The organism is Mesorhizobium sp. ESP7-2, assembly GCF_020164715.1.
Lineage (GTDB): Bacteria > Pseudomonadota > Alphaproteobacteria > Rhizobiales > Rhizobiaceae > Mesorhizobium.
On the sequence record NZ_JAIUGQ010000007.1, the window covers coordinates 24372 to 41620 of the forward strand.

Genomic DNA, 17249 nt, shown 5'->3' on the forward strand with positions numbered 1-17249 from the left:
ACATCATGCTCTACACGTAGCGACGCGCCCGCCACACCGCCAGAGGGTGGCTGGTGAACAGTGCATGTCGATTTCGGCGGGAAATGCGTCTCCCCGGTGCAACATCCCGGAATTTCATGGCTGGCATGCCGTTTTGGCGCTTGAACTCCCGGTTTTCGCGCGTATGTAAGCGTCGCGAATAGACTTCAAGGAAGTGGACTTGGCTATCTACAGGGAAAAAGACATTTTCGAGCGGCGCAATGCCGCGACCGAGGCAAAGAAGGCGCTTCTGGAGCGCTTCAAGTCAAAGCCGGCAGCAGACGATCCCGCAGTGCTGGCACGACAGGCCGAACGCAAGGCGATCCTTGCGGCTCGCGAGATCCGCGAGGCCGAGAAGGCCAGGCTGAAGCAGGAAAAGCTGGCGCGCGAAGCGATCGAGAAGGCCGAGCGTGAGGCAGCAGCCGAAGCGGCGCGCATTGCCGCCGAAGAGGCAGCGCAAGCGGAAGCCAAGCTTCGGGAAGCTGAAGAGAACGAGCGTATTGCTCGTTTGCTTGCCGATGAAGCCGAGCGAAAGGCAAAGCGCGACGCGCGCTATGCGGCACGCAAGCAGCGCACCGGCAGGACACCTCCCGGCTTTACGGGTCGCTAAGAGCGCACTCGACCTCGACGGATGATGAATGAGGGACGCGCCAAGGCGCGGCCCTTTTCGCATTTGTCCATGTCGGCTCGGCCGATATCGTCGGCCGGCGGACAAGGCCGTTCAAGCCGCGAATTTCAGCCCCACGATACCGCAGACGATTAACGCGATGCAGCCGAGCCTGATGGCCGTGACGGGCTCGCCCAGCAGCCAGATGCCGAGCAGCGCCGTGCCGACGGTGCCGATACCGGTCCACACCGCATAGGCGGTGCCGACAGGCAGCGCCTTCAGCGCGAGGCCGAGCAAGGTGAGGCTGACGATCATCGACGCGACCGTGAGCAGGGTCGGGACAAGCCTGGTGAACCCGTCGGTGTATTTGAGACCGATCGCCCAGCCGATTTCGAACAGGCCGGCGAAAAACAGAAAAGTCCAGGACATCGCAACGCTCCATCGGAACATCCAGGCTTTCTGGCCTCGAATGCTCAGCGGCAATGGCGGGTCGTCCCGACCGAATTTTCGGAAAGTGCGAGGTCGTCCCCGCGCCGTCGATGCAGGGCTGTCCGAACGCCCGATCAACACATGCCGGCGGCAGTGTCGAATGCCGCCGGTGAAATCCCGCCCTGCCGGTTGCCGAGACTTACTTTTCCTTGAGCCTCATCGCCTTGACCGGTGCTGCCTTGAGGGTCGGAGCGGCTACAGGCTTCTTGGCGTCTTTCTTTGGTTTGCGGGCTTCCTTGCCTGCCTTCATCGCACCTTTGGCCATGATTCGTTCCTCCTGTTGCGGGAAACGGAGTGAAACAAGACAAACGCCAGACTGCAAGAGGGTAGTGCGTGCTGCCAACGCTGGCAGGCCGCTTTCAACCGGTTTCTAATTTGCTCGTAAACCCCGGCGGTCCATGCCATGGTTGTCTTCGCACTGCAGCATCGACCCGTGCACCGCCGGGTGATCGTCAGGCAGGCCGGTCAGGACGACAATGCGGATCCACATCGGCTGCGAGATGAGCTTCGATTTTCCGCAGGAGACGCCGCTCATCGCGATGCTCAATGTCCACTATTCCCGCGCCTCCGATCTCGAGCGCCCGGATTTCCTGACCTCCAACCCGCCGGTGCCGATTGAAAGTTATCGCGACAGTTTCGGAAACTGGTGCAACCGATTCGTCGCCCCACCCGGGCGTTTCACTTTCGGCACGGATGCGGTGATCCGCGACCCCGGCACATTCGAGATGGGCGAACTGATGGCGTGGCAGCACGAGGTTCGCGACCTGCCGGCGGAAACGCTGCTGTTCCTGCTGCCCAGCCGGTTTTGCGAGAGTGACCTCCTGGCAAGCGAGGCATGGCGGCTGTTCGGCCATACGCCGGCCGGCATCCCGCGCGTGCAGGCGGTGTGCGATTTCGTCCACAACCACATCGTCTTCGATTACGGCAACGCACGGGTGACGCGCACCGCCGCGGAAGCCTGGCGCGAACGGAGTGGCGTGTGCCGCGATTTCGCGCATCTCGCCGTCACATTCTGCCGGGCACTCAATATCCCGACGCGCTATTGCACCGGCTACATCAGCGACATCGGCATGCCGAAGCCCTGGGCGAGCATGGATTTCTGTGCCTGGATGGAGGTTTACCTCGGCGGCCGCTGGCACGCTTTCGATCCGCGCAACAACGCGCCACGCATCGGCCGCATCCTGATCGCCTCGGGCCGTGACGCGGCGGACGTGCCGCTGACCCATATTTTCGGACCAGGTACACTCGCTGGCTTCAAGGTATGGACCGACGAAATCCAGGAATAGCTGGCGTTGTTGCCAGCAGGTTTCGAAGACGTTGAACGACCCGACGATTGGCGCGTTGTGATGGCTGTGCAGCTCCGCGGCGGAGCCGCTGTATCGTACCTCAAAGAGGATAAACCTGCATGGCAGGCCATGGCGGCTCCAGAACGGTCATCTATGCGGCGCTCGCCGGCAATCTCGCCATAGCGCTGACCAAGTTCGCCGCCGCCTTTTTCACCGGCAGTTCGGCCATGCTGTCGGAAGGCGTGCACTCGCTGGTCGATACCGGCAATGGCGGCCTGCTGCTTTACGGCATGCACCGCGCCGCGCGTCCGGCAGACAGTACGCATCCGCTCGGCCACGGCCGTGAACTCTATTTCTGGAGCTTCATCGTCGCCCTTCTGGTCTTCGCGCTGGGCGCCGGCGTGTCGTTCTACGAGGGCATCGTCCACATCATGGCGCCGGAGCCGGTCGCCAACGTCAAGGTGAACTACATCGTTCTCGGCCTGTCCTTCCTGTTCGAAGGCAGCTCCTGGCTGGTGGCACTGAGGGTATTCCGCAAGCAGAAGGGCAAGCAAGGCTGGCTGCAGGCCGTGCAATCGAGCAAGGACCCAAGCGTCTATACGGTGCTGTTCGAAGACAGTGCGGCCCTGCTCGGCCTGACCGTCGCCTTTGCCGGCATCCTGGCGGCGGAGATTTTCGAGATGCCCGAACTCGACGGCGCTGCCTCGATCGGCATCGCGCTCATCCTTGGCGCGACGGCAATCTTTCTGGCGCGTGAAAGCAAGGGCCTGCTCATCGGCGAGCCGGCCTCACCCGAGGTGCAGAGGAAGGTGCTGGCGATCGTCCAGCAGGATCCGGCGGTGCAGCGGGCGAACGGTGTGCTGACGGTGCATATGGGACCGGAAGAGATCGTTGCCGCCCTGAGCATCGAATTCGAGGACCATCTGTCGGCGCCTGAGATCGAGGCTTGTATCGAGCGTCTCGAGGCACGGCTGAGGAAGGAGATGCCCGAAATCACGAGGCTGTTCGTCAAGCCGCAGACGTCAGGCACCTGGGAAACGCGGCACAAGCTGATCGAATCCGCGTCCGGATAGAGTTTGGCCATGATCCGAAAATCCTCGCTTCCTGATCATGCCTTGGCTCTGGACCAGCGCCGCGCCGTTGCCTCGCGTTCCCGCGCCGCTAAGATCACCTGATCGATGTTGGAGGAATGGCGATGAAAATTGACGGCGGATGTCATTGTGGTGCCATCACCTATGAGGCGGAGGTCGACCCGGAGAAGACCTCGATCTGCCATTGTACCGATTGCCAACAGCTGACCGGTACGGCCTTTCGCGTCTCGGTTCGGGCGCCCGAAGAGGATTATCGGATCACCAAGGGCACACCGAAGGTCTACGTCAAGACCGGGTCCAGCGGCGCCAAGCGCGCTCAAGGTTTCTGCGGCGAGTGCGGCTCGCATCTCTATGCGACGTCGGTCGGCGACGGCCCGAAGGTCTACGGCATCCGAGTCGGCACGGCGCGGCAGCGCGAGGAACTCGTGCCGAGGCGACAGTTCTGGCACCGTTCAGCGCTGCATTGGCTGCCGGAATTCGAAGGGATGACGATCGTCGAAGAGCAGTAGCGTTCAGTCGTCGCCTTCGACGACCCTCAACCTCAGCTGCCCGGTCTTGGAATCGGCCACGCGCGGTGCGGCCTCGACCTTGGCGGTGCCGCCGTGTGGGGCGTCGGGCTCGCCTTCCCCGAACTCCAGCGCCTCGATCTTCTGGCCGCGCTTGGTCACTTTCGAGGTCGAGACGAGGATGTCTTCGATGTCCTTGGCCGACTGGCCGAAATGGCCCTGCAATTTGCGCACCCGTTCGTCGACACGCTGGACATCTTCCATCAGCCTGATGACTTCGCCCTGGATCAGATGCGCCTGTTCGCGCATGCGGGCATCCTTGAGGATCGCCTGGATGACCTGGATCGACAGCATCAGCAGCGAAGGCGAGACGATGATGACACGGGCGCGGTGCGCCTTCTGGACAACCGCTTCGAAATTCTCGTGGATTTCGGCGAACACCGATTCCGACGGCACGAACATGAAGGCGGTGTCCTGCGTCTCGCCCTGGAGCAGGTATTTTTCCGAAATGTCGCGGACATGGACCTCGATATCGCGGCGAAAGGCCTGGGCCGCGACCTTCTGCAGGTCGGCCCCGTCGGCGGCGCGGATGGCGTTCCAGGCTTCCAGCGGAAATTTGGCATCGATGGCAAGCGACGGCGCGCCGTTCGGCATTTTCACCAGGCAGTCCGGCCGGCTGCCGTTAGACAGCGTCGCCTGGAATTCATAGGCGCCATGCGGCAGGCCGTCGGCGACGATCGCCTCCATGCGCGACTGGCCGAAGGCGCCGCGCGTCTGCTTGTTGGAGAGGATCGCCTGGAGTTGAACGACCTGGCCGGCCAGCGACTGGATGTTGCCTTGCGCGGTGTCGATGACCGCCAGCCGCTCCTGCAGTTTCGTCAGGCTCTCATGTGTGGATTTGGTCTGCTCGGTCATGGTCTGGCCGATGCGGCCGGTCATGGCGTCGAGCCGCTGGCCGATCGATTGCGTCAATTCGGCCTGCCGGGCGCCGAACACTTCGGCAATGGCCCCCATGCGGCCCTGCATTTCGGCCTGTGCCTGCAAAATACCAGCCATGCGCGCCTCCGCGTCGCGGGCATGGTCGGCGGCTTCCGCGGCGGCGACCGCGCGCGCCTTGGCCGACCGCCACAGCGCAGCGACGAGCGCCACGAACAGACCGAGAAACAGCAATGCGCCGAAGGCCAGCGCGTCGCCGAGCGTGATTGTCGAGGCGCCGAGCCGTACGACAGGCTCCGAAAGGATGGTGCTCAGATCATTCATGTGGACAGCATAGCCGATTCGGCAGGCTGGCACTGATCAAAACGTGAACGAGGCTCAGGCGCACCGGTTGACGCCTTTCTTTTGAGGTCTTAGGTGAAACGCCATGCCGATCAAGCCGCTCATCATCCTTCCCGACCCCGTCCTGCGCCAGGTTTCCAAGCCGGTGGAGCGCGTCGATGCGCCCTTGCGCAAACTGGCCGACGACATGCTGGCGACCATGTATGACGCGCCCGGCATCGGGCTGGCGGCAATCCAGATCGGCGAACCGCTGCGCATGCTGGTGATCGACCTCGCCAAGGAAGACGAAACGCCGGCGCCGCACGTCTTCATCAACCCGGAGATTCTCGAAAGCGCCGACGCGCGGTCCGTCTACGAGGAGGGCTGCCTGTCGATCCCGGATTACTACGCCGAGGTCGAGCGCCCGGCCTCGGTGCGGGTCAGATATCTCGACCGAGACGGCAAGCTGCAGGAGATGGAGGCCGAAGGGCTGATGGCGACCTGCCTGCAGCACGAGATCGACCATCTCAACGGCGTGCTGTTCATCGACCACATCTCGAAGCTGAAGCGCGACATGGTGGTGAAGAAGTTCAAGAAGCTCGCCAGGGACAAGGCTCCAGGCAAGCTGGTGGGATAGGCGCAACGCGAGCGCAGAATCCATTGAGCAGCAGTCCTCGTCGTGATATCATTGATATCAACGCTGGAGAATTGCATGGGCGATATGCTGATCAGGGACATCCCCGATCCGTTGAAACGCGAAATCGAACAGGCTGCACGAAGCGGCGGCCAGAGCTTGTCCGGCAAAGCGATCGATCTTTTGCGTAAAGGCATGGTCGCCGAAAAGGAGGCCAAGCCAGAGCCCGGTCTGTCGGCATGGGACAACATTCGCTCCGCGTTCGCGACTGAAAACGCGATCGACGACGAGTTCGCCGAGATCATGGACGAGATCGAAGCGGACAGAAAACGCGACTTTGGGCGCCCGGTTGGGGACTTCGAGTGATCGTCCTCGATACCAACGTCATTTCCGAAACGAGTAGGACGGCACCCGACGCAAACGTGGTCGAATGGTTTCGCAAACAGGAGTTGCTTGACCTCTATCTGTGCGGCCCCGTCGTCATGGAGCAATCCTTCGGTGCCGAACGGTTCCTGAACAAGACCGGCTCCGATCGCCATGTCCGTGCTCTCGATCACCTGATCTCGAAACAGTTCTCCGGTCGTGTCGTCGAATTTGCCGGCTCTATCCCCCGCCTTGCCGGCAAGCTCCGGGCGACGCGGGAACGGCTCGGGCGCCCAATCAGCCTTGCTGATGCCATGATCGCCGCGATCTGTCTCGCGCATGACGCTACGCTGGCAACCCGCAATGTTCGCGACTTCGACGGGCTTGACCTTAAGCTCGTAAACCCGTTTGAAACGAGTGTCTGAGCCGGGTCACGGCAGGCAGGAACAAGGCCGCAAAAGAAAATGCCTCTTCGCGTTATCTTCATGGGCACGCCTGAGTTTTCGGTGCCGACGCTGCGCGCCATCACTGAAGCCGGACATGAGGTAGCAACTGTCTATACGCAGCCTCCGCGCGCCGCGGGCCGGCGCGGGCTGGAGCTGACGCCGTCGCCGGTGCAGCGCGAGGCAGAGCGGCTGGGCATCGAGGTGCATACGCCGACATCGTTGAAGGGCGAGGTCGAACAGGCCGCTTTTGCCGCCCTTGGCGCCGATATCGCCGTGGTCGTTGCCTATGGACTGCTGTTGCCCAAGGCGGTTCTGGAGGCGCCACGGCTTGGCTGCGTCAACGGCCATGCATCGCTTTTGCCACGCTGGCGCGGCGCCGCGCCCATCCAGCGCGCCATCATGGCCGGCGACACCGAGACCGGCATGATGGTGATGCGCATGGAGGAGGGCCTCGACACCGGTCCGGTGGGATTGGTTGAAAAATGCGCCATCGACCCCGATATGACAGCCGGCGATCTGCATGATCGGTTGATGAGCGTTGGCGCTGCCCTGATGGTGGAAGCACTGGCGCGGCTGGAACAGAACACCCTGACATTTGCCGCGCAAGCGGCCGAAGGGGTGACTTACGCCAGGAAAATCGATAAATCCGAGACGCGCGTGGAGTGGACACGGCCCGCGGCCGAGGTCCACAACCACATTCGTGGCCTATCGCCCTTTCCCGGCGCCTGGGCCGAGATTGACATTGGCGGCCGCTCGGAGCGGCTGAAACTGCTTCGCTCGACGCTGTCCGAAGGCCTGTCGCTTTCGGAAGATTTGGGCGAGTCGGGAGGAATTCTCGATGACCGGCTGACGGTCGCCTGCGGAAAAGGCGCGGTCAGGCTGGTCGAAGTTCAACGTGCGGGCGGAAGGCCCGCCGCCGCGTCGGAGTTCCTGCGCGGAGCCAAGATCGAAAAAGGACTGAAATTCTCATGAGCATGATGTCGATACGCGCGGCGACGCCGCGGGACCGCGAGGCCATTCGCCTCGTCGAGGAACACGCTTTCGGCCAGCAAACGGAGGCCGGGCTGGTCGACGCGTTGGTGACCGGCGGTGACGCCGTCGTCGAACTGGTGGCGGAAGAGGACGGCCAGGCCGTTGGCCACATCCTGTTTTCGCGGCTGTTCGTGCAGAACGGCGGCAAGAGTTTCGCCGCCGTGGCGCTTGCCCCGCTGGCGGTGGAGCCGTCTTTTCACGGCTCCGGCATTGGCGGCGCACTGATCCGCGAGGCTCACATCCGGCTCAAGGATGCCGGCGAGACGCTGGCCGTTGTGCTGGGCGATCCGGCCTATTACGGCCGTTTCGGCTATAGCCACGCCCGCGCTGAAAAGTTCGAAAGCGAATACCAAAGCGAAGCGCTGCAGGCGCTGGCCTGGGGCGACGCACCCGAAGCCGGCAGGCTGGTCTACGCCTCCGCCTTTACCGCTCTCGCCGCCTAGGCGAGAGCGTATTACCGACCGGCATGCCGCGTTTTCGCCTCGATATCGAATATGACGGCAGCCTGTTTGCCGGCTGGCAGCATCAGGCCGACCAGCCTTCGGTGCAGCAGGCGATCGAACAGGCGATCGAGAAATTCTGTGGCGAAGAGGTCCGGCTGCGCGCCGCCGGCCGCACCGATGCCGGCGTGCACGCAACCGCGCAGGTGGCGCATGTCGACCTTGCCAAGGCGTGGCCTGACGACAAGGTGCGCGATGCCGTCAATGCACATCTGCAGGCGGCCGGCGCGCGCGTCGTCATCCTGAAGGCCACGACCGTCCCGGACGATTTCGATGCCCGTTTCTCGGCCACTGGCCGGCACTATCTCTACCGCATCCTCAACCGGCGGGCGCCCTCGGCGCTGGAGAAGGGTAAGGTATGGTGGGTGCCCAAGCGGCTCGATGCCGCCGCCATGCACGAGGCGGCGAAACTCCTGCTCGGCCGGCACGACTTCACCACCTTCCGCTCGACCCAGTGCCAGGCCAACAGCCCGGTCAGGACACTGGAGCGGCTCGATGTCAGCCGAACCGGCGATGTGATCGAGGTGAGAGCCTCGGCGCGGTCCTTCCTGCACAACCAGGTGCGCTCCATGGTCGGCTCGCTCAAGCGGGTCGGCGACGGTGGCTGGACATCAGGCGACCTCAAGGCGGCGCTCGAGGCGCGAGACCGCGCCGCCTGCGGCCAGGTGGCGCCGCCCGACGGCCTTTTCCTGATAGGCGTCGATTATCCCGAATAAAACCCCGGTTCTATCCCGGATAGAACGAGTTCTACCCGGGATAGACTCGCGAAAGGCTCTGAGCCCCGACATTGTCCGGCACGGTGATGCCGAGCAGCATCTGCAGCCCGAAAAGTACCAGCAGCGAAGCGATGAACATGCCGACGAAAACGGCGGTGCCGACCGCCGCGCCCCTGCCGATCGTGGCGTTGGTCATGCGCCAGGTCAGCACCATCGACAGGGAAAACAACAGCAGAGACACAAGGCTCGAGACCTGGCTTGTCGACGACAGGAAAAGCCTGATCAGCGCCGAGGGCAGCATCAGCCAGGCGGTGATCGCCGAGGCCCAGTTGCTGGCGACGACATAGTGGACGAAGCGCCCGCCGATGCCGGCGCGCGGCGCCACCAAGGCGAGCGCGACCAGCGGCAGCACCCAGGTGCCGATATCGACCGTCGCCAGCCGCACCAGCATGGAGAAGCGGCCGGCGAAGGCATCGGGATCGCCGATCTCATTGGCGATGCCGACCCAGCCGACGATCAGCGCCGGCGCCGCGACGATGATGGCGAAGAACGAATTCCAGAAGCCGTCGGCCGACAGGTCGAGCAGGCGCAGCCCGTCGACCTTGCCGAGCATCAGCCGCCAGGCGCCGGTCAGCGAAGCTTGGGTTTCGTCCGCCGAAAGCATGCCGGTCAGCCCTGTCCGAACCAGTCGTCGATGAAGCGCTGGTAGATCCGCGTCAGCGTTTCGAGATCGGCGATGGCGACGCGCTCGTCGACCATGTGCATGGTCTTGCCGACAAGGCCGAATTCGACCACCGGACAATAATCCTTGATGAAGCGCGCATCCGACGTGCCGCCGGAGGTGGACAGCGCCGGCTTTTTGCCGACAACCGTCTTGACCGAGCCGCTCAGCGTCTCGACCAGCCTGTCGTCGCGGGTCAGGAAGACGTGGCTCGGCCGGTCGCGCCAGACGAGGTCATAGTCGACCGGCGACTTCTTGCCCGGCCGGTATTTCTTGCGCCCTGCCGCCTGATCGAGGCGGTTGTGGATTTCCGCCTGGACCGTTTCGGCCGTCCAGGTGTCGTTGAAGCGGATGTTGAAGGTGGCGGTCGCCTTGGCAGGAATGACATTGGTGGCTGGATTGCCGACATCGATGGAGGTCACCTCCAGATTGGTCGGCTGGAAATCCTTGGTGCCCTTGTCGAAGACCGGGTGCAGCAAGGCATCCACCAGGCTCATCAGGCCGCGCACCGGATTGTCGGCAAGCTGCGGATAGGCGGCATGGCCCTGGTGGCCATTGACCGTGATGCTGCCCGACATCGAGCCGCGCCGGCCGATCTTGATCATGTCGCCGAGCATGTCCGGATTGGTCGGCTCGCCGACGATCGAGGCGTCCCATTTCTCGCCTTTGGACGCGGCCCATTCGAGCAGCTTGACCGTGCCGTTGATGGCAGGCCCTTCCTCGTCGCCGGTGATCAGCAGCGACACCGAGCCCTTCGGGCCGCCATTTGCCTCGACATGGCGCGCCACCGCCGCGATGAAGCAGGCAATGCCGCCCTTCATGTCGACGGCGCCGCGGCCATACATCTCGCCATTGGCGATCTCGGCGGCGAAAGGCGGATGTGTCCAGGCGGCTTCGTCGCCGACAGGCACCACGTCGGTATGGCCCGCGAACATCAGATGCGGGCCATTGCCGGAGCGCCGTGCATAGAGGTTCTCGATATCCGGCGTGCCGTCCTCGGAGAACACCGGCCGATCGACCAGGAAGCCGAGCGGTTTCAGCATTGCCTCCAGCGCGCTCAGCGCGCCGCCTTCGGCTGGTGTCACCGAGGCACAGCGGATGAGAGAGGCGAGGTTTGCGGCGGGATCAGTCGGGAGCGTCATGGCAAAAGCGATAGTCGAAAGCGAAAGGCCTGTCACGGCCAGACATAGGGCCAAGCCAATGGCCGGCGATACCGCCGACATTATGGTTTTCATGTCGTATAGTGGACTTGTGCGGAGCAAGAGATGACGAATGGGGAAAAGAGGATCGTCATTGCCGGCGCCGGCAGCATTGGCTGTTATGCCGGCGGCTGCCTCGCGCTCGCCGGGCGGCAGGTTGTTTTGCTCGCCAGGCCGCGCATCGAGGCAGCGCTGCGGCAGGGCGGATTGCGCGTCAGCGACCTCCAGGGCCGCGATCGCCTGATCGAGCCGGAAGCGCTTGTCGTCACCACCGATCCCGCTGTCGCCTTGCCGGCGGCCGATGTGATCCTGGTCACCGTCAAGAGCGGCGCCACGCAGGATATGGCAGCCCTCATCAAGGCCTTTGCCCGTCCCGACGCCGTGGTGGTGAGCCTGCAGAACGGCGTCGACAATGCCGACAGGCTGCGCGCGGCGCTTGGCCGGCAAACCGTTCTGGCCGGCATGGTGCCGTTCAATGTCGTGCAATCGGCCGATGGAGCGCTGCCGCTGCGCGTCCACCGCGCCAGCAACGGCAAGGTGATGGTCGAAGAAGGTGCTGCCGGCCTTGCCGGCCTTCTCGACGTCGAAGGCCTCGCTGTCGAAACACATGGCGACATGAAGGCCGTGCTGTGGGGCAAGCTTCTGATGAACCTGAACAATGCGCTGGTGGCGCTGTCAGGCCTTCCGCTGGCAACCGAGCTTGCCGACAGGCGCTGGCGGTTGATCTTGGCCGCCCAGATCGACGAGGCGCTGCATGCGATGAAGGCCTCCGGCATCGCGCCGGCGCGCATCGCCGGCCTGCGCCCTGCACTGCTGCCGAAGGTGCTCAGGCTGCCCGACTGGCTGTTCAAGCTCCTGGCGCGGCGCATGCTCGCGATCGACCCCGAGGCGCGCTCGTCCATGTGGGACGATCTGCGGCGCGGCCGGCCGACCGAGATCGACGACCTGCAGGGTGCTGTTTTGCGGCTCGCTGAAAAAGCCGGCACGCCGGCGCCGACGCTCCAGCGGATCAGCGCCCTGGTGCGCGCGGCGGAGTCCGAGCGGCTCGGCTCGCCGGGCCTGATGCCGGAGAAGGTTCTGGCGCCGCCGGCCGGCCGTCGATCAGCGTGATCTTCTGCCAGATTTTGCGCGACAGGTTGGACGCCAGGTTCTCGATGTCGTTGACGCCGTCGATGACGACGGCGTCATTGACGGACTGGGCGAACAGCGCCGCGATCTTGCCGGTGATCGACAGCATTTCGGAGCAATAGTCGAGATAGCGCGCGAGATCCGCGGCATTGGTGATGCGGGCGGGCGAATGCGAGGTCGGCTTGAAACTGGCCGACAGCGCCGCCGGATCCTTGGTCAACTGATGCATGTCGATGACGTGGATCAGCGAGCGCAGGCCGTGCAACTGACGAAACACCTGCTTGCGCTTGATGCGCTCCTCGGTGCGGATCAGGGCGAGGAAGCCGAGCACGGCGAGGATGATCATGTTGATCGTGGCTTCGATGCCTTGCACCGACTGAACCGCGTCGTCGGCCTGGGAGATGTGAATGAGCGGCAGGATGGTCCCGACGAACAGGAAGATCAGCGCGCCCGCGACGACGGCGGCGGCGATGATGCCACGCAGCCACCAGATCGGCGCTTCCAGCGCCTTGGCGGCCTTGGCCAGATCGCGCGACAGCGACACCAGTTCGGCGGCGACGCCGCGCAACCCGGCGTCCGGGAAACGGTCGGCGACGCGGCCTTCAAGCCGCTCGGCGGTTTCGATGATCAGGTTCGGATCAAGCGTGCGGTAGCGCATGGCGAGATATCCGACCGGCGGCCTAGAGCATGCCGAAAAGTGTGACGCGGTTTTCGGACGACATCATGTTCTACTTCTTCGGTTCAGCCGGCTCGTTGGTGCGCCGGCCGTAGCGGTTAGCCCCAGGCTGCCCTGGAAACAGGCACAACACAAGGAAGGCGACGATCGAGACGACCGGCACGAACAGGATCAGCGCGGCGATGCCCGGCTTGTCGAGGTCGTGCAGACGCTTCACCGCCAGCGCGATGTTCGACCACAGCGAGGCGATGAAGGTGACGAAGAAGATGAACGACCACATGTTGCTCTCGGCCGAGCCCTCCGGCACCAGCGTGAAGCGGTACAGCGGGAACGCCTGGATGATGGCGACGAGCAATCCGCCAAGAAAATAGGCCGCGCGGCTGACGCGGCCCGAGGTCTTGAAGAAAAGCCAGGTGAGATCCGATCTTTCAGGCAAGCGGGTCCGATCCATATTGATTGGCGCCCCTGGTGCCTTCGAGGATGCCGAGTTCGACCAGCAGCCAGATGCCGCCGATGACGGGTACGAGGCCGATCAGCGTCCACCAGCCCGACTTGTTGCGGTCGTGCCAGCGTTTGGCATAGAGGGCAATCGCAAAATAGATCGATGCCAGCGCGAAGAGGATGCCGATGATGCCGACCTGGGCGCCGCTGGCCGTGGTGAAACGGGTGCCGAGGATCGCGTCGAGAATGAAAGCTATAACGCCGATAACGATGAATACCCCGATGCCAGCCCAGAACTTGCCCCGGTTGATGCGACCATCAAAGCTTGTGAGCAGATATTTCCAGTCCATGTCACCCCTCCATGTTGAACCAGCGCGACCGATCGTCGCGCCGGCGGAAGGTGCGCCTGCCCGGAGGAAAGATCAATCGCGCAGCAATTCGTTGATCGAGGTCTTGGACCGGGTCCTGGCGTCGACCCGCTTGACGATGACGGCGCAATAGAGACCTGGACCCGGTTCGTTGTTTGGAAACGGCTTGCCCGGCAGCGATCCGGCGACGACGACCGAATTCGGCGGCACCTCGCCATAGAAGATCTCGCCAGTGGCGCGGTCAACGATCTTGGTCGACTGGCCGATGAAGACGCCCATGCCGAGCACCGAGCCTTCGCGCACGATGCATCCCTCGACCACTTCGGAACGCGCGCCGATGAAGCAATTGTCCTCGATGATGGTGGGGCCGGCCTGCATCGGCTCCAGCACGCCACCGATGCCGACGCCGCCCGAAAGGTGGACATTCTTGCCGATCTGGGCGCAGGAGCCGACCGAAGCCCAGGTATCGACCATGGTGCCGCTATCGACATAGGCGCCGACATTGACGAAGGACGGCATCAAGACGGCGCCGGGCGCGACATAGGCCGAACGGCGCACGATCGACGACGGCACGGCACGAAAGCCCGCCTTCTCGAAATCGACTGCACTCCAGCCGTCGAACTTGGACGCCACCTTGTCCCACCACACGGCCTCGCCGGGGCCGCCCTTGATGATTTCCATCGGATTGAGCCGGAAGGAGAGCAGCACGGCCTTCTTCAGCCACTGATTGACGTGCCATTTGCCGTCGGCCTGCCGCTCGGCGACGCGGGCGGTGCCGCGGTCGAGCAGATCGAGTGCCGACTGGATGGCGTCGCGAACCTCGCCGCGGGTCGCGGTCGAAATGTCGTCGCGTTCCTCGAAGGCCTTGTCTATGGTCTTTTCGAGGCTCGCCAGATCGGGCTTCGACATGAATTCGCTCCATTACCAAGCTGTTAAGGGGCTGGGCCTTAACCTGTTTAAAAGTCGCGCGGACCCTATGTTAAGGCTCAATGGGGGTCAATCGCAGCTGCGTCACGGGACGACGCAAGTAAAGGAATGGACGGGTGGATTCGATGACTCCCATGGAAAAGGCGGGATGGACGCCGCTGCCGCATTCGGACGAGGATCTGGAGCGGTCGAAAAGCGTGCCGGACACGCCGCAGACGCGGGCCGAAACCTACCGCCTGGCCTGGAACGATCCCGACTTCATGACGCGGCGCGAACTGCGCGCGGTCAGGCTGCAACTGGAGCTGCTGAAGCCGGAAATGATCCTGGCCGAGCGCGGCATCCGTTCGACGGTGATCCTGTTCGGCGGCGCGCGCCTGCCCGAACCCGGCGGCGAGGCCTGGGCGGCCAAGAACGAGACGCAGAAGAAGAACCTCGAGGAAAACAGCAAATATTACGAGGAGGCGCGCAAATTCGCCCGCCTCTGCTCGCGGCAGTCGGCCACTTCATATTATCGCGAATATGTCGTGGTGACCGGTGGCGGGCCGGGCGTTATGGAAGCCGGAAACCGCGGCGCCGACGATGTCGGTGCGCCGTCGATCGGGCTCAACATCGTCTTGCCGCACGAGCAGGCGCCGAATCCCTATGTGACGCCGGAGCTCTGTTTCAACTTCCACTATTTCGCCATCCGCAAGATGCACTTCGTCATGCGCGCCAAGGCCGTGGCGGTGTTTCCCGGCGGGTTCGGCACGATGGACGAGTTCTTCGAGACGCTGACGCTGATCCAGACCGGGCGCATGGAGCGTGTGCCGGTGATCCTGTTCGGCAAGTCCTTCTGGAAGCGGGCGATCGACCTCGACTTTCTCGCCGAGCAAGGCACCATCAGCCCGGGCGACCAGGACATCATCGATTTCGTCGACACCGCCGAGGAGGCCTGGAGCATCGTCAGCCGCTTCTACAAGCTAGGGGAATAGGAATTGGGGGAACTGGGAAATGAGGAAATGAGGAATTGACGAAATAAGGGGCACAGTCTTGCGTCCCGACCAATTCCTCAATTCCTCAATTCCTCAATTCCTCAATTCCTCACTCCCTTACGACTATGGTCGTGAGGAACGTGGCGAGATCGTCGGTGACGAAATCGACGTCATCCTCGTTGGCCGGGTCGCGTTCCCAGATTTCGGAAAAGGTCGGCTCGAAATTGCGCGGCACCACGAGAACCGTGGTCATGCCCAGCGACTTCGGCACGGAAAGGTTGCGGGCAAGATCCTCGAACATCACCGCATTGTGGCCGGTGACGGCGTGCAGTTCGGCGAACTTCTCGTAGGTCTGGCGCGCCGGCTTGGGGTTGAGGCCGGCGGCGACGATGTCGAAGATGTCGTCGAAATGCTCGAGGATGCCGAGCTGGCGCGCGGTGCGCTCGGCGTGCCTGCGGTCGCCATTGGTGAAGATGAACTTGCGGCCCGGAAGCTGGCGGATGGCGGTGCCGAGAACGGGATCGGGTACCAGCCACGAATAGTCGATGTCATGGACCTTCTCGAGGAAGTCGTCGGGATCGATGCCGTGGCGCGTCATCAGCCCGTTCAGTGTCGTACCGTATTCGAGATAGAGCTCCTTCTGCAGCTTGCGCGCCTCCTCGCGCGGCAGCGCCAGCAATTCCCCGACATAGGCGGTCATCTTGACGTCGATCTGCGAGAACAGATTCGAGTGGTGCGGATAGAGCGTGTTGTCGAGGTCGAACACCCAGTCGGTGACATGGGCGAAGCGGGTGGGATCGGGAAGCGTGGTCATGCGCTCCTTATGGCATGAAACAGGGATTCTGAAAGGGACTTTATCCACAACTTCTTCGCGTTGAAGTTGCAGAAATAACCCCCACGATTCAAATTTTATGCATCCCGGAAAGGTAGCCTTCAGGGCTTGCTGGCACAGAGACAGTCCTGTGGGGAGCCTGCGATGAACAGCATCATTCTCAAATCCGCCGCCATCGCCTTCGCCTCCGTCGCTGCATCTCTTCTGCTGACGTTGATCATCGTCCCAGCCATGGGGTTCCCGCTCACGCGAACGATCTGGTTGACATTGACGCTCTGTCCGCTGGTCCTTGCCTGGACGGCGTGCGCCGGCACGTTCTGGCAGAGCGACAGGCTGAAGAACGCCCATCGCGAACTCGCACGTGCCCATGCCCAACTCGCCGCCGCGCACCGCCGCCTGGCGGAAAAGGCGAGCCGCGACGACATGACCGGCATGCTCAACCGGGAGAGCTTCTTCGCCGCGCTGGACGGCTCCCGGCGCAAGTCCGACCGTGGCGCGCTGCTGATCATCGACGCCGATCATTTCAAGACGATCAATGACAATTTCGGCCACCTGACAGGTGACGACGCGCTGCTGTTGATCGCCAGCGCCATCGAGCGAGGCGTGCGCAGCGGCGATGTGCTCGGCCGCATCGGCGGCGAGGAGTTCGGCGCGTTTCTGATCGGAGCCACGGAACAGGAAGCCAAGCGCGTTGCCGAACGGATCCGCCGCGAGGTCGAGCTGATCCGCTTCCGGCCCGTCGATGAACGGACCATTCCGCTGACCGTCAGCATCGGCGGCACCGTCTGCGGCGAGGACGTCAACGTATCGGAACTGATGCGCGCCGCCGACCGGCGCCTCTATCAGGCCAAGCATGCGGGCCGCAACCTGACGATCCTCGATACCGATATTTCCGAAGCCGCATGAGCAGGCCGGGCCGGCACACCTGGCCCGTTAAGAAATCTGTAACCTTGTTTGCATCCGTTTGTGTCGCTTGTCGGCACTTTCACCGCCTCGAGGCCATGCTTGGCACGATATTGGCTTGCCTGACGATGCGTGTGC

At 63.3% G+C, this 17249-nt stretch carries 23 protein-coding genes; 13 read left to right on the forward strand and 10 right to left on the reverse strand.

Annotated elements, in window-relative coordinates:
• Window positions 1–199: 199 nt before the first annotated feature.
• The gene (locus LB543_RS09230) at window positions 200–628 is read left to right on the forward strand and encodes a DUF6481 family protein (RefSeq protein ID WP_140757369.1); all 429 of its coding nucleotides are present in this window, start codon (window positions 200–202) and stop codon (window positions 626–628) included.
• A gap of 111 nt (window positions 629–739) precedes the next feature.
• Here the strand turns inward: LB543_RS09230 and sugE are convergent, their stop codons facing one another.
• On the reverse strand, window positions 740–1054 hold the full coding sequence (sugE, locus tag LB543_RS09235) for a quaternary ammonium compound efflux SMR transporter SugE (RefSeq protein WP_224613804.1): 315 nt from the start codon (window positions 1052–1054) through the stop codon (window positions 740–742).
• 199 nt (window positions 1055–1253) lie between these two features.
• Window positions 1254–1379 carry a hypothetical protein gene (locus LB543_RS33890; protein WP_140757371.1) on the reverse strand — a complete coding sequence of 42 codons (126 nt, stop codon included), beginning with the start codon at window positions 1377–1379 and terminating at the stop codon, window positions 1254–1256.
• A gap of 211 nt (window positions 1380–1590) precedes the next feature.
• On the opposite strand from LB543_RS33890, the gene LB543_RS09240 reads away from it, so the two are divergent.
• The 3 genes from LB543_RS09240 to LB543_RS09250 all read left to right on the forward strand — a co-directional run bounded on the left by LB543_RS09240 (window position 1591) and on the right by LB543_RS09250 (window position 4000).
• The gene (locus LB543_RS09240; RefSeq protein WP_140757372.1) at window positions 1591–2400 is read left to right on the forward strand and encodes a transglutaminase-like domain-containing protein; all 810 of its coding nucleotides are present in this window, start codon (window positions 1591–1593) and stop codon (window positions 2398–2400) included.
• Window positions 2401–2519: 119 nt separating this feature from the next.
• Window positions 2520–3473, forward strand: coding sequence for a cation diffusion facilitator family transporter (locus LB543_RS09245; RefSeq protein WP_224613805.1), 954 nt, complete (start codon window positions 2520–2522; stop codon window positions 3471–3473).
• Window positions 3474–3595: 122 nt separating this feature from the next.
• Complete coding sequence (locus LB543_RS09250) at window positions 3596–4000, forward strand: GFA family protein (protein WP_140757374.1); 405 nt, start codon at window positions 3596–3598, stop codon at window positions 3998–4000.
• 3 nt (window positions 4001–4003) lie between these two features.
• On the opposite strand, the gene LB543_RS09255 is transcribed toward LB543_RS09250, so the two are convergent.
• On the reverse strand, window positions 4004–5257 hold the full coding sequence (locus LB543_RS09255) for a DNA recombination protein RmuC (protein ID WP_224613806.1): 1254 nt from the start codon (window positions 5255–5257) through the stop codon (window positions 4004–4006).
• Window positions 5258–5360: 103 nt separating this feature from the next.
• Here LB543_RS09255 and def point away from each other — a divergent pair, with 103 nt between their 5' ends.
• The 6 genes from def to truA all read left to right on the forward strand — a co-directional run bounded on the left by def (window position 5361) and on the right by truA (window position 8945).
• Entirely contained in the window at window positions 5361–5891 is a 531-nt protein-coding gene (gene def / locus LB543_RS09260; RefSeq protein ID WP_140811070.1) for a peptide deformylase, read from the forward strand.
• A gap of 75 nt (window positions 5892–5966) precedes the next feature.
• Entirely contained in the window at window positions 5967–6254 is a 288-nt protein-coding gene (locus LB543_RS09265; RefSeq protein WP_224613807.1) for a plasmid stabilization protein, read from the forward strand.
• Window positions 6251–6676, forward strand: coding sequence for a type II toxin-antitoxin system VapC family toxin (locus LB543_RS09270; protein ID WP_140811069.1), 426 nt, complete (start codon window positions 6251–6253; stop codon window positions 6674–6676). The genes LB543_RS09265 and LB543_RS09270 overlap by 4 nt, the downstream gene beginning before the upstream one ends.
• 39 nt (window positions 6677–6715) lie before the next feature.
• Complete coding sequence (fmt, locus tag LB543_RS09275; protein ID WP_140757379.1) at window positions 6716–7669, forward strand: methionyl-tRNA formyltransferase; 954 nt, start codon at window positions 6716–6718, stop codon at window positions 7667–7669.
• Window positions 7666–8172, forward strand: coding sequence for a GNAT family N-acetyltransferase (locus LB543_RS09280; RefSeq protein ID WP_140757380.1), 507 nt, complete (start codon window positions 7666–7668; stop codon window positions 8170–8172). Before fmt ends, LB543_RS09280 begins: the two co-directional genes overlap by 4 nt.
• Window positions 8173–8195: 23 nt before the next feature.
• Window positions 8196–8945, forward strand: a complete 750-nt coding sequence (gene truA / locus LB543_RS09285) for a tRNA pseudouridine(38-40) synthase TruA (RefSeq protein ID WP_224613808.1) — start codon at window positions 8196–8198, stop codon at window positions 8943–8945.
• A 31-nt stretch (window positions 8946–8976) separates the two neighbouring features.
• Here the strand turns inward: truA and LB543_RS09290 are convergent, their stop codons facing one another.
• Window positions 8977–9609 (reverse strand): transporter, encoded by a 633-nt coding sequence (locus LB543_RS09290; protein ID WP_224590999.1) that lies wholly within the window; start codon window positions 9607–9609, stop codon window positions 8977–8979.
• A 5-nt stretch (window positions 9610–9614) separates the two neighbouring features.
• Window positions 9615–10808: a succinyl-diaminopimelate desuccinylase gene (dapE, locus tag LB543_RS09295; protein WP_224613809.1), complete on the reverse strand. Its 1194-nt coding sequence runs from the start codon at window positions 10806–10808 to the stop codon at window positions 9615–9617.
• A gap of 123 nt (window positions 10809–10931) precedes the next feature.
• Between dapE and LB543_RS09300 the strand changes: the two genes are divergently transcribed.
• On the forward strand, window positions 10932–11975 hold the full coding sequence (locus LB543_RS09300) for a 2-dehydropantoate 2-reductase (RefSeq protein ID WP_224613810.1): 1044 nt from the start codon (window positions 10932–10934) through the stop codon (window positions 11973–11975).
• Here LB543_RS09300 and LB543_RS09305 read toward each other — a convergent pair.
• The 4 genes from LB543_RS09305 to dapD all read right to left on the reverse strand — a co-directional run bounded on the left by LB543_RS09305 (window position 11875) and on the right by dapD (window position 14387).
• Entirely contained in the window at window positions 11875–12651 is a 777-nt protein-coding gene (locus LB543_RS09305; RefSeq protein WP_224613811.1) for a hypothetical protein, read from the reverse strand. The two genes, LB543_RS09300 and LB543_RS09305, sit on opposite strands and share 101 nt — an antisense overlap.
• 70 nt (window positions 12652–12721) lie before the next feature.
• Complete coding sequence (locus tag LB543_RS09310) at window positions 12722–13105, reverse strand: DUF805 domain-containing protein (protein WP_224613812.1); 384 nt, start codon at window positions 13103–13105, stop codon at window positions 12722–12724.
• Window positions 13098–13460: a DUF805 domain-containing protein gene (locus LB543_RS09315; protein WP_140757387.1), complete on the reverse strand. Its 363-nt coding sequence runs from the start codon at window positions 13458–13460 to the stop codon at window positions 13098–13100. The genes LB543_RS09310 and LB543_RS09315 overlap by 8 nt, the downstream gene beginning before the upstream one ends.
• Window positions 13461–13532: 72 nt before the next feature.
• A complete protein-coding gene (gene dapD, locus LB543_RS09320) occupies window positions 13533–14387 on the reverse strand; it encodes a 2,3,4,5-tetrahydropyridine-2,6-dicarboxylate N-succinyltransferase (RefSeq protein WP_224613813.1) in 855 nt (284 codons plus the stop codon).
• 143 nt (window positions 14388–14530) lie between these two features.
• Between dapD and LB543_RS09325 the strand changes: the two genes are divergently transcribed.
• The gene (locus tag LB543_RS09325; RefSeq protein WP_140757389.1) at window positions 14531–15376 is read left to right on the forward strand and encodes an LOG family protein; all 846 of its coding nucleotides are present in this window, start codon (window positions 14531–14533) and stop codon (window positions 15374–15376) included.
• A 109-nt stretch (window positions 15377–15485) separates the two neighbouring features.
• On the opposite strand, the gene LB543_RS09330 is transcribed toward LB543_RS09325, so the two are convergent.
• The gene (locus LB543_RS09330) at window positions 15486–16190 is read right to left on the reverse strand and encodes a pyrimidine 5'-nucleotidase (protein ID WP_224613814.1); all 705 of its coding nucleotides are present in this window, start codon (window positions 16188–16190) and stop codon (window positions 15486–15488) included.
• Between the two features lie 162 nt (window positions 16191–16352).
• Here LB543_RS09330 and LB543_RS09335 point away from each other — a divergent pair, with 162 nt between their 5' ends.
• Window positions 16353–17114: a GGDEF domain-containing protein gene (locus LB543_RS09335; RefSeq protein ID WP_140757391.1), complete on the forward strand. Its 762-nt coding sequence runs from the start codon at window positions 16353–16355 to the stop codon at window positions 17112–17114.
• The last annotated feature ends 135 nt before the right edge of the window (window positions 17115–17249 follow it).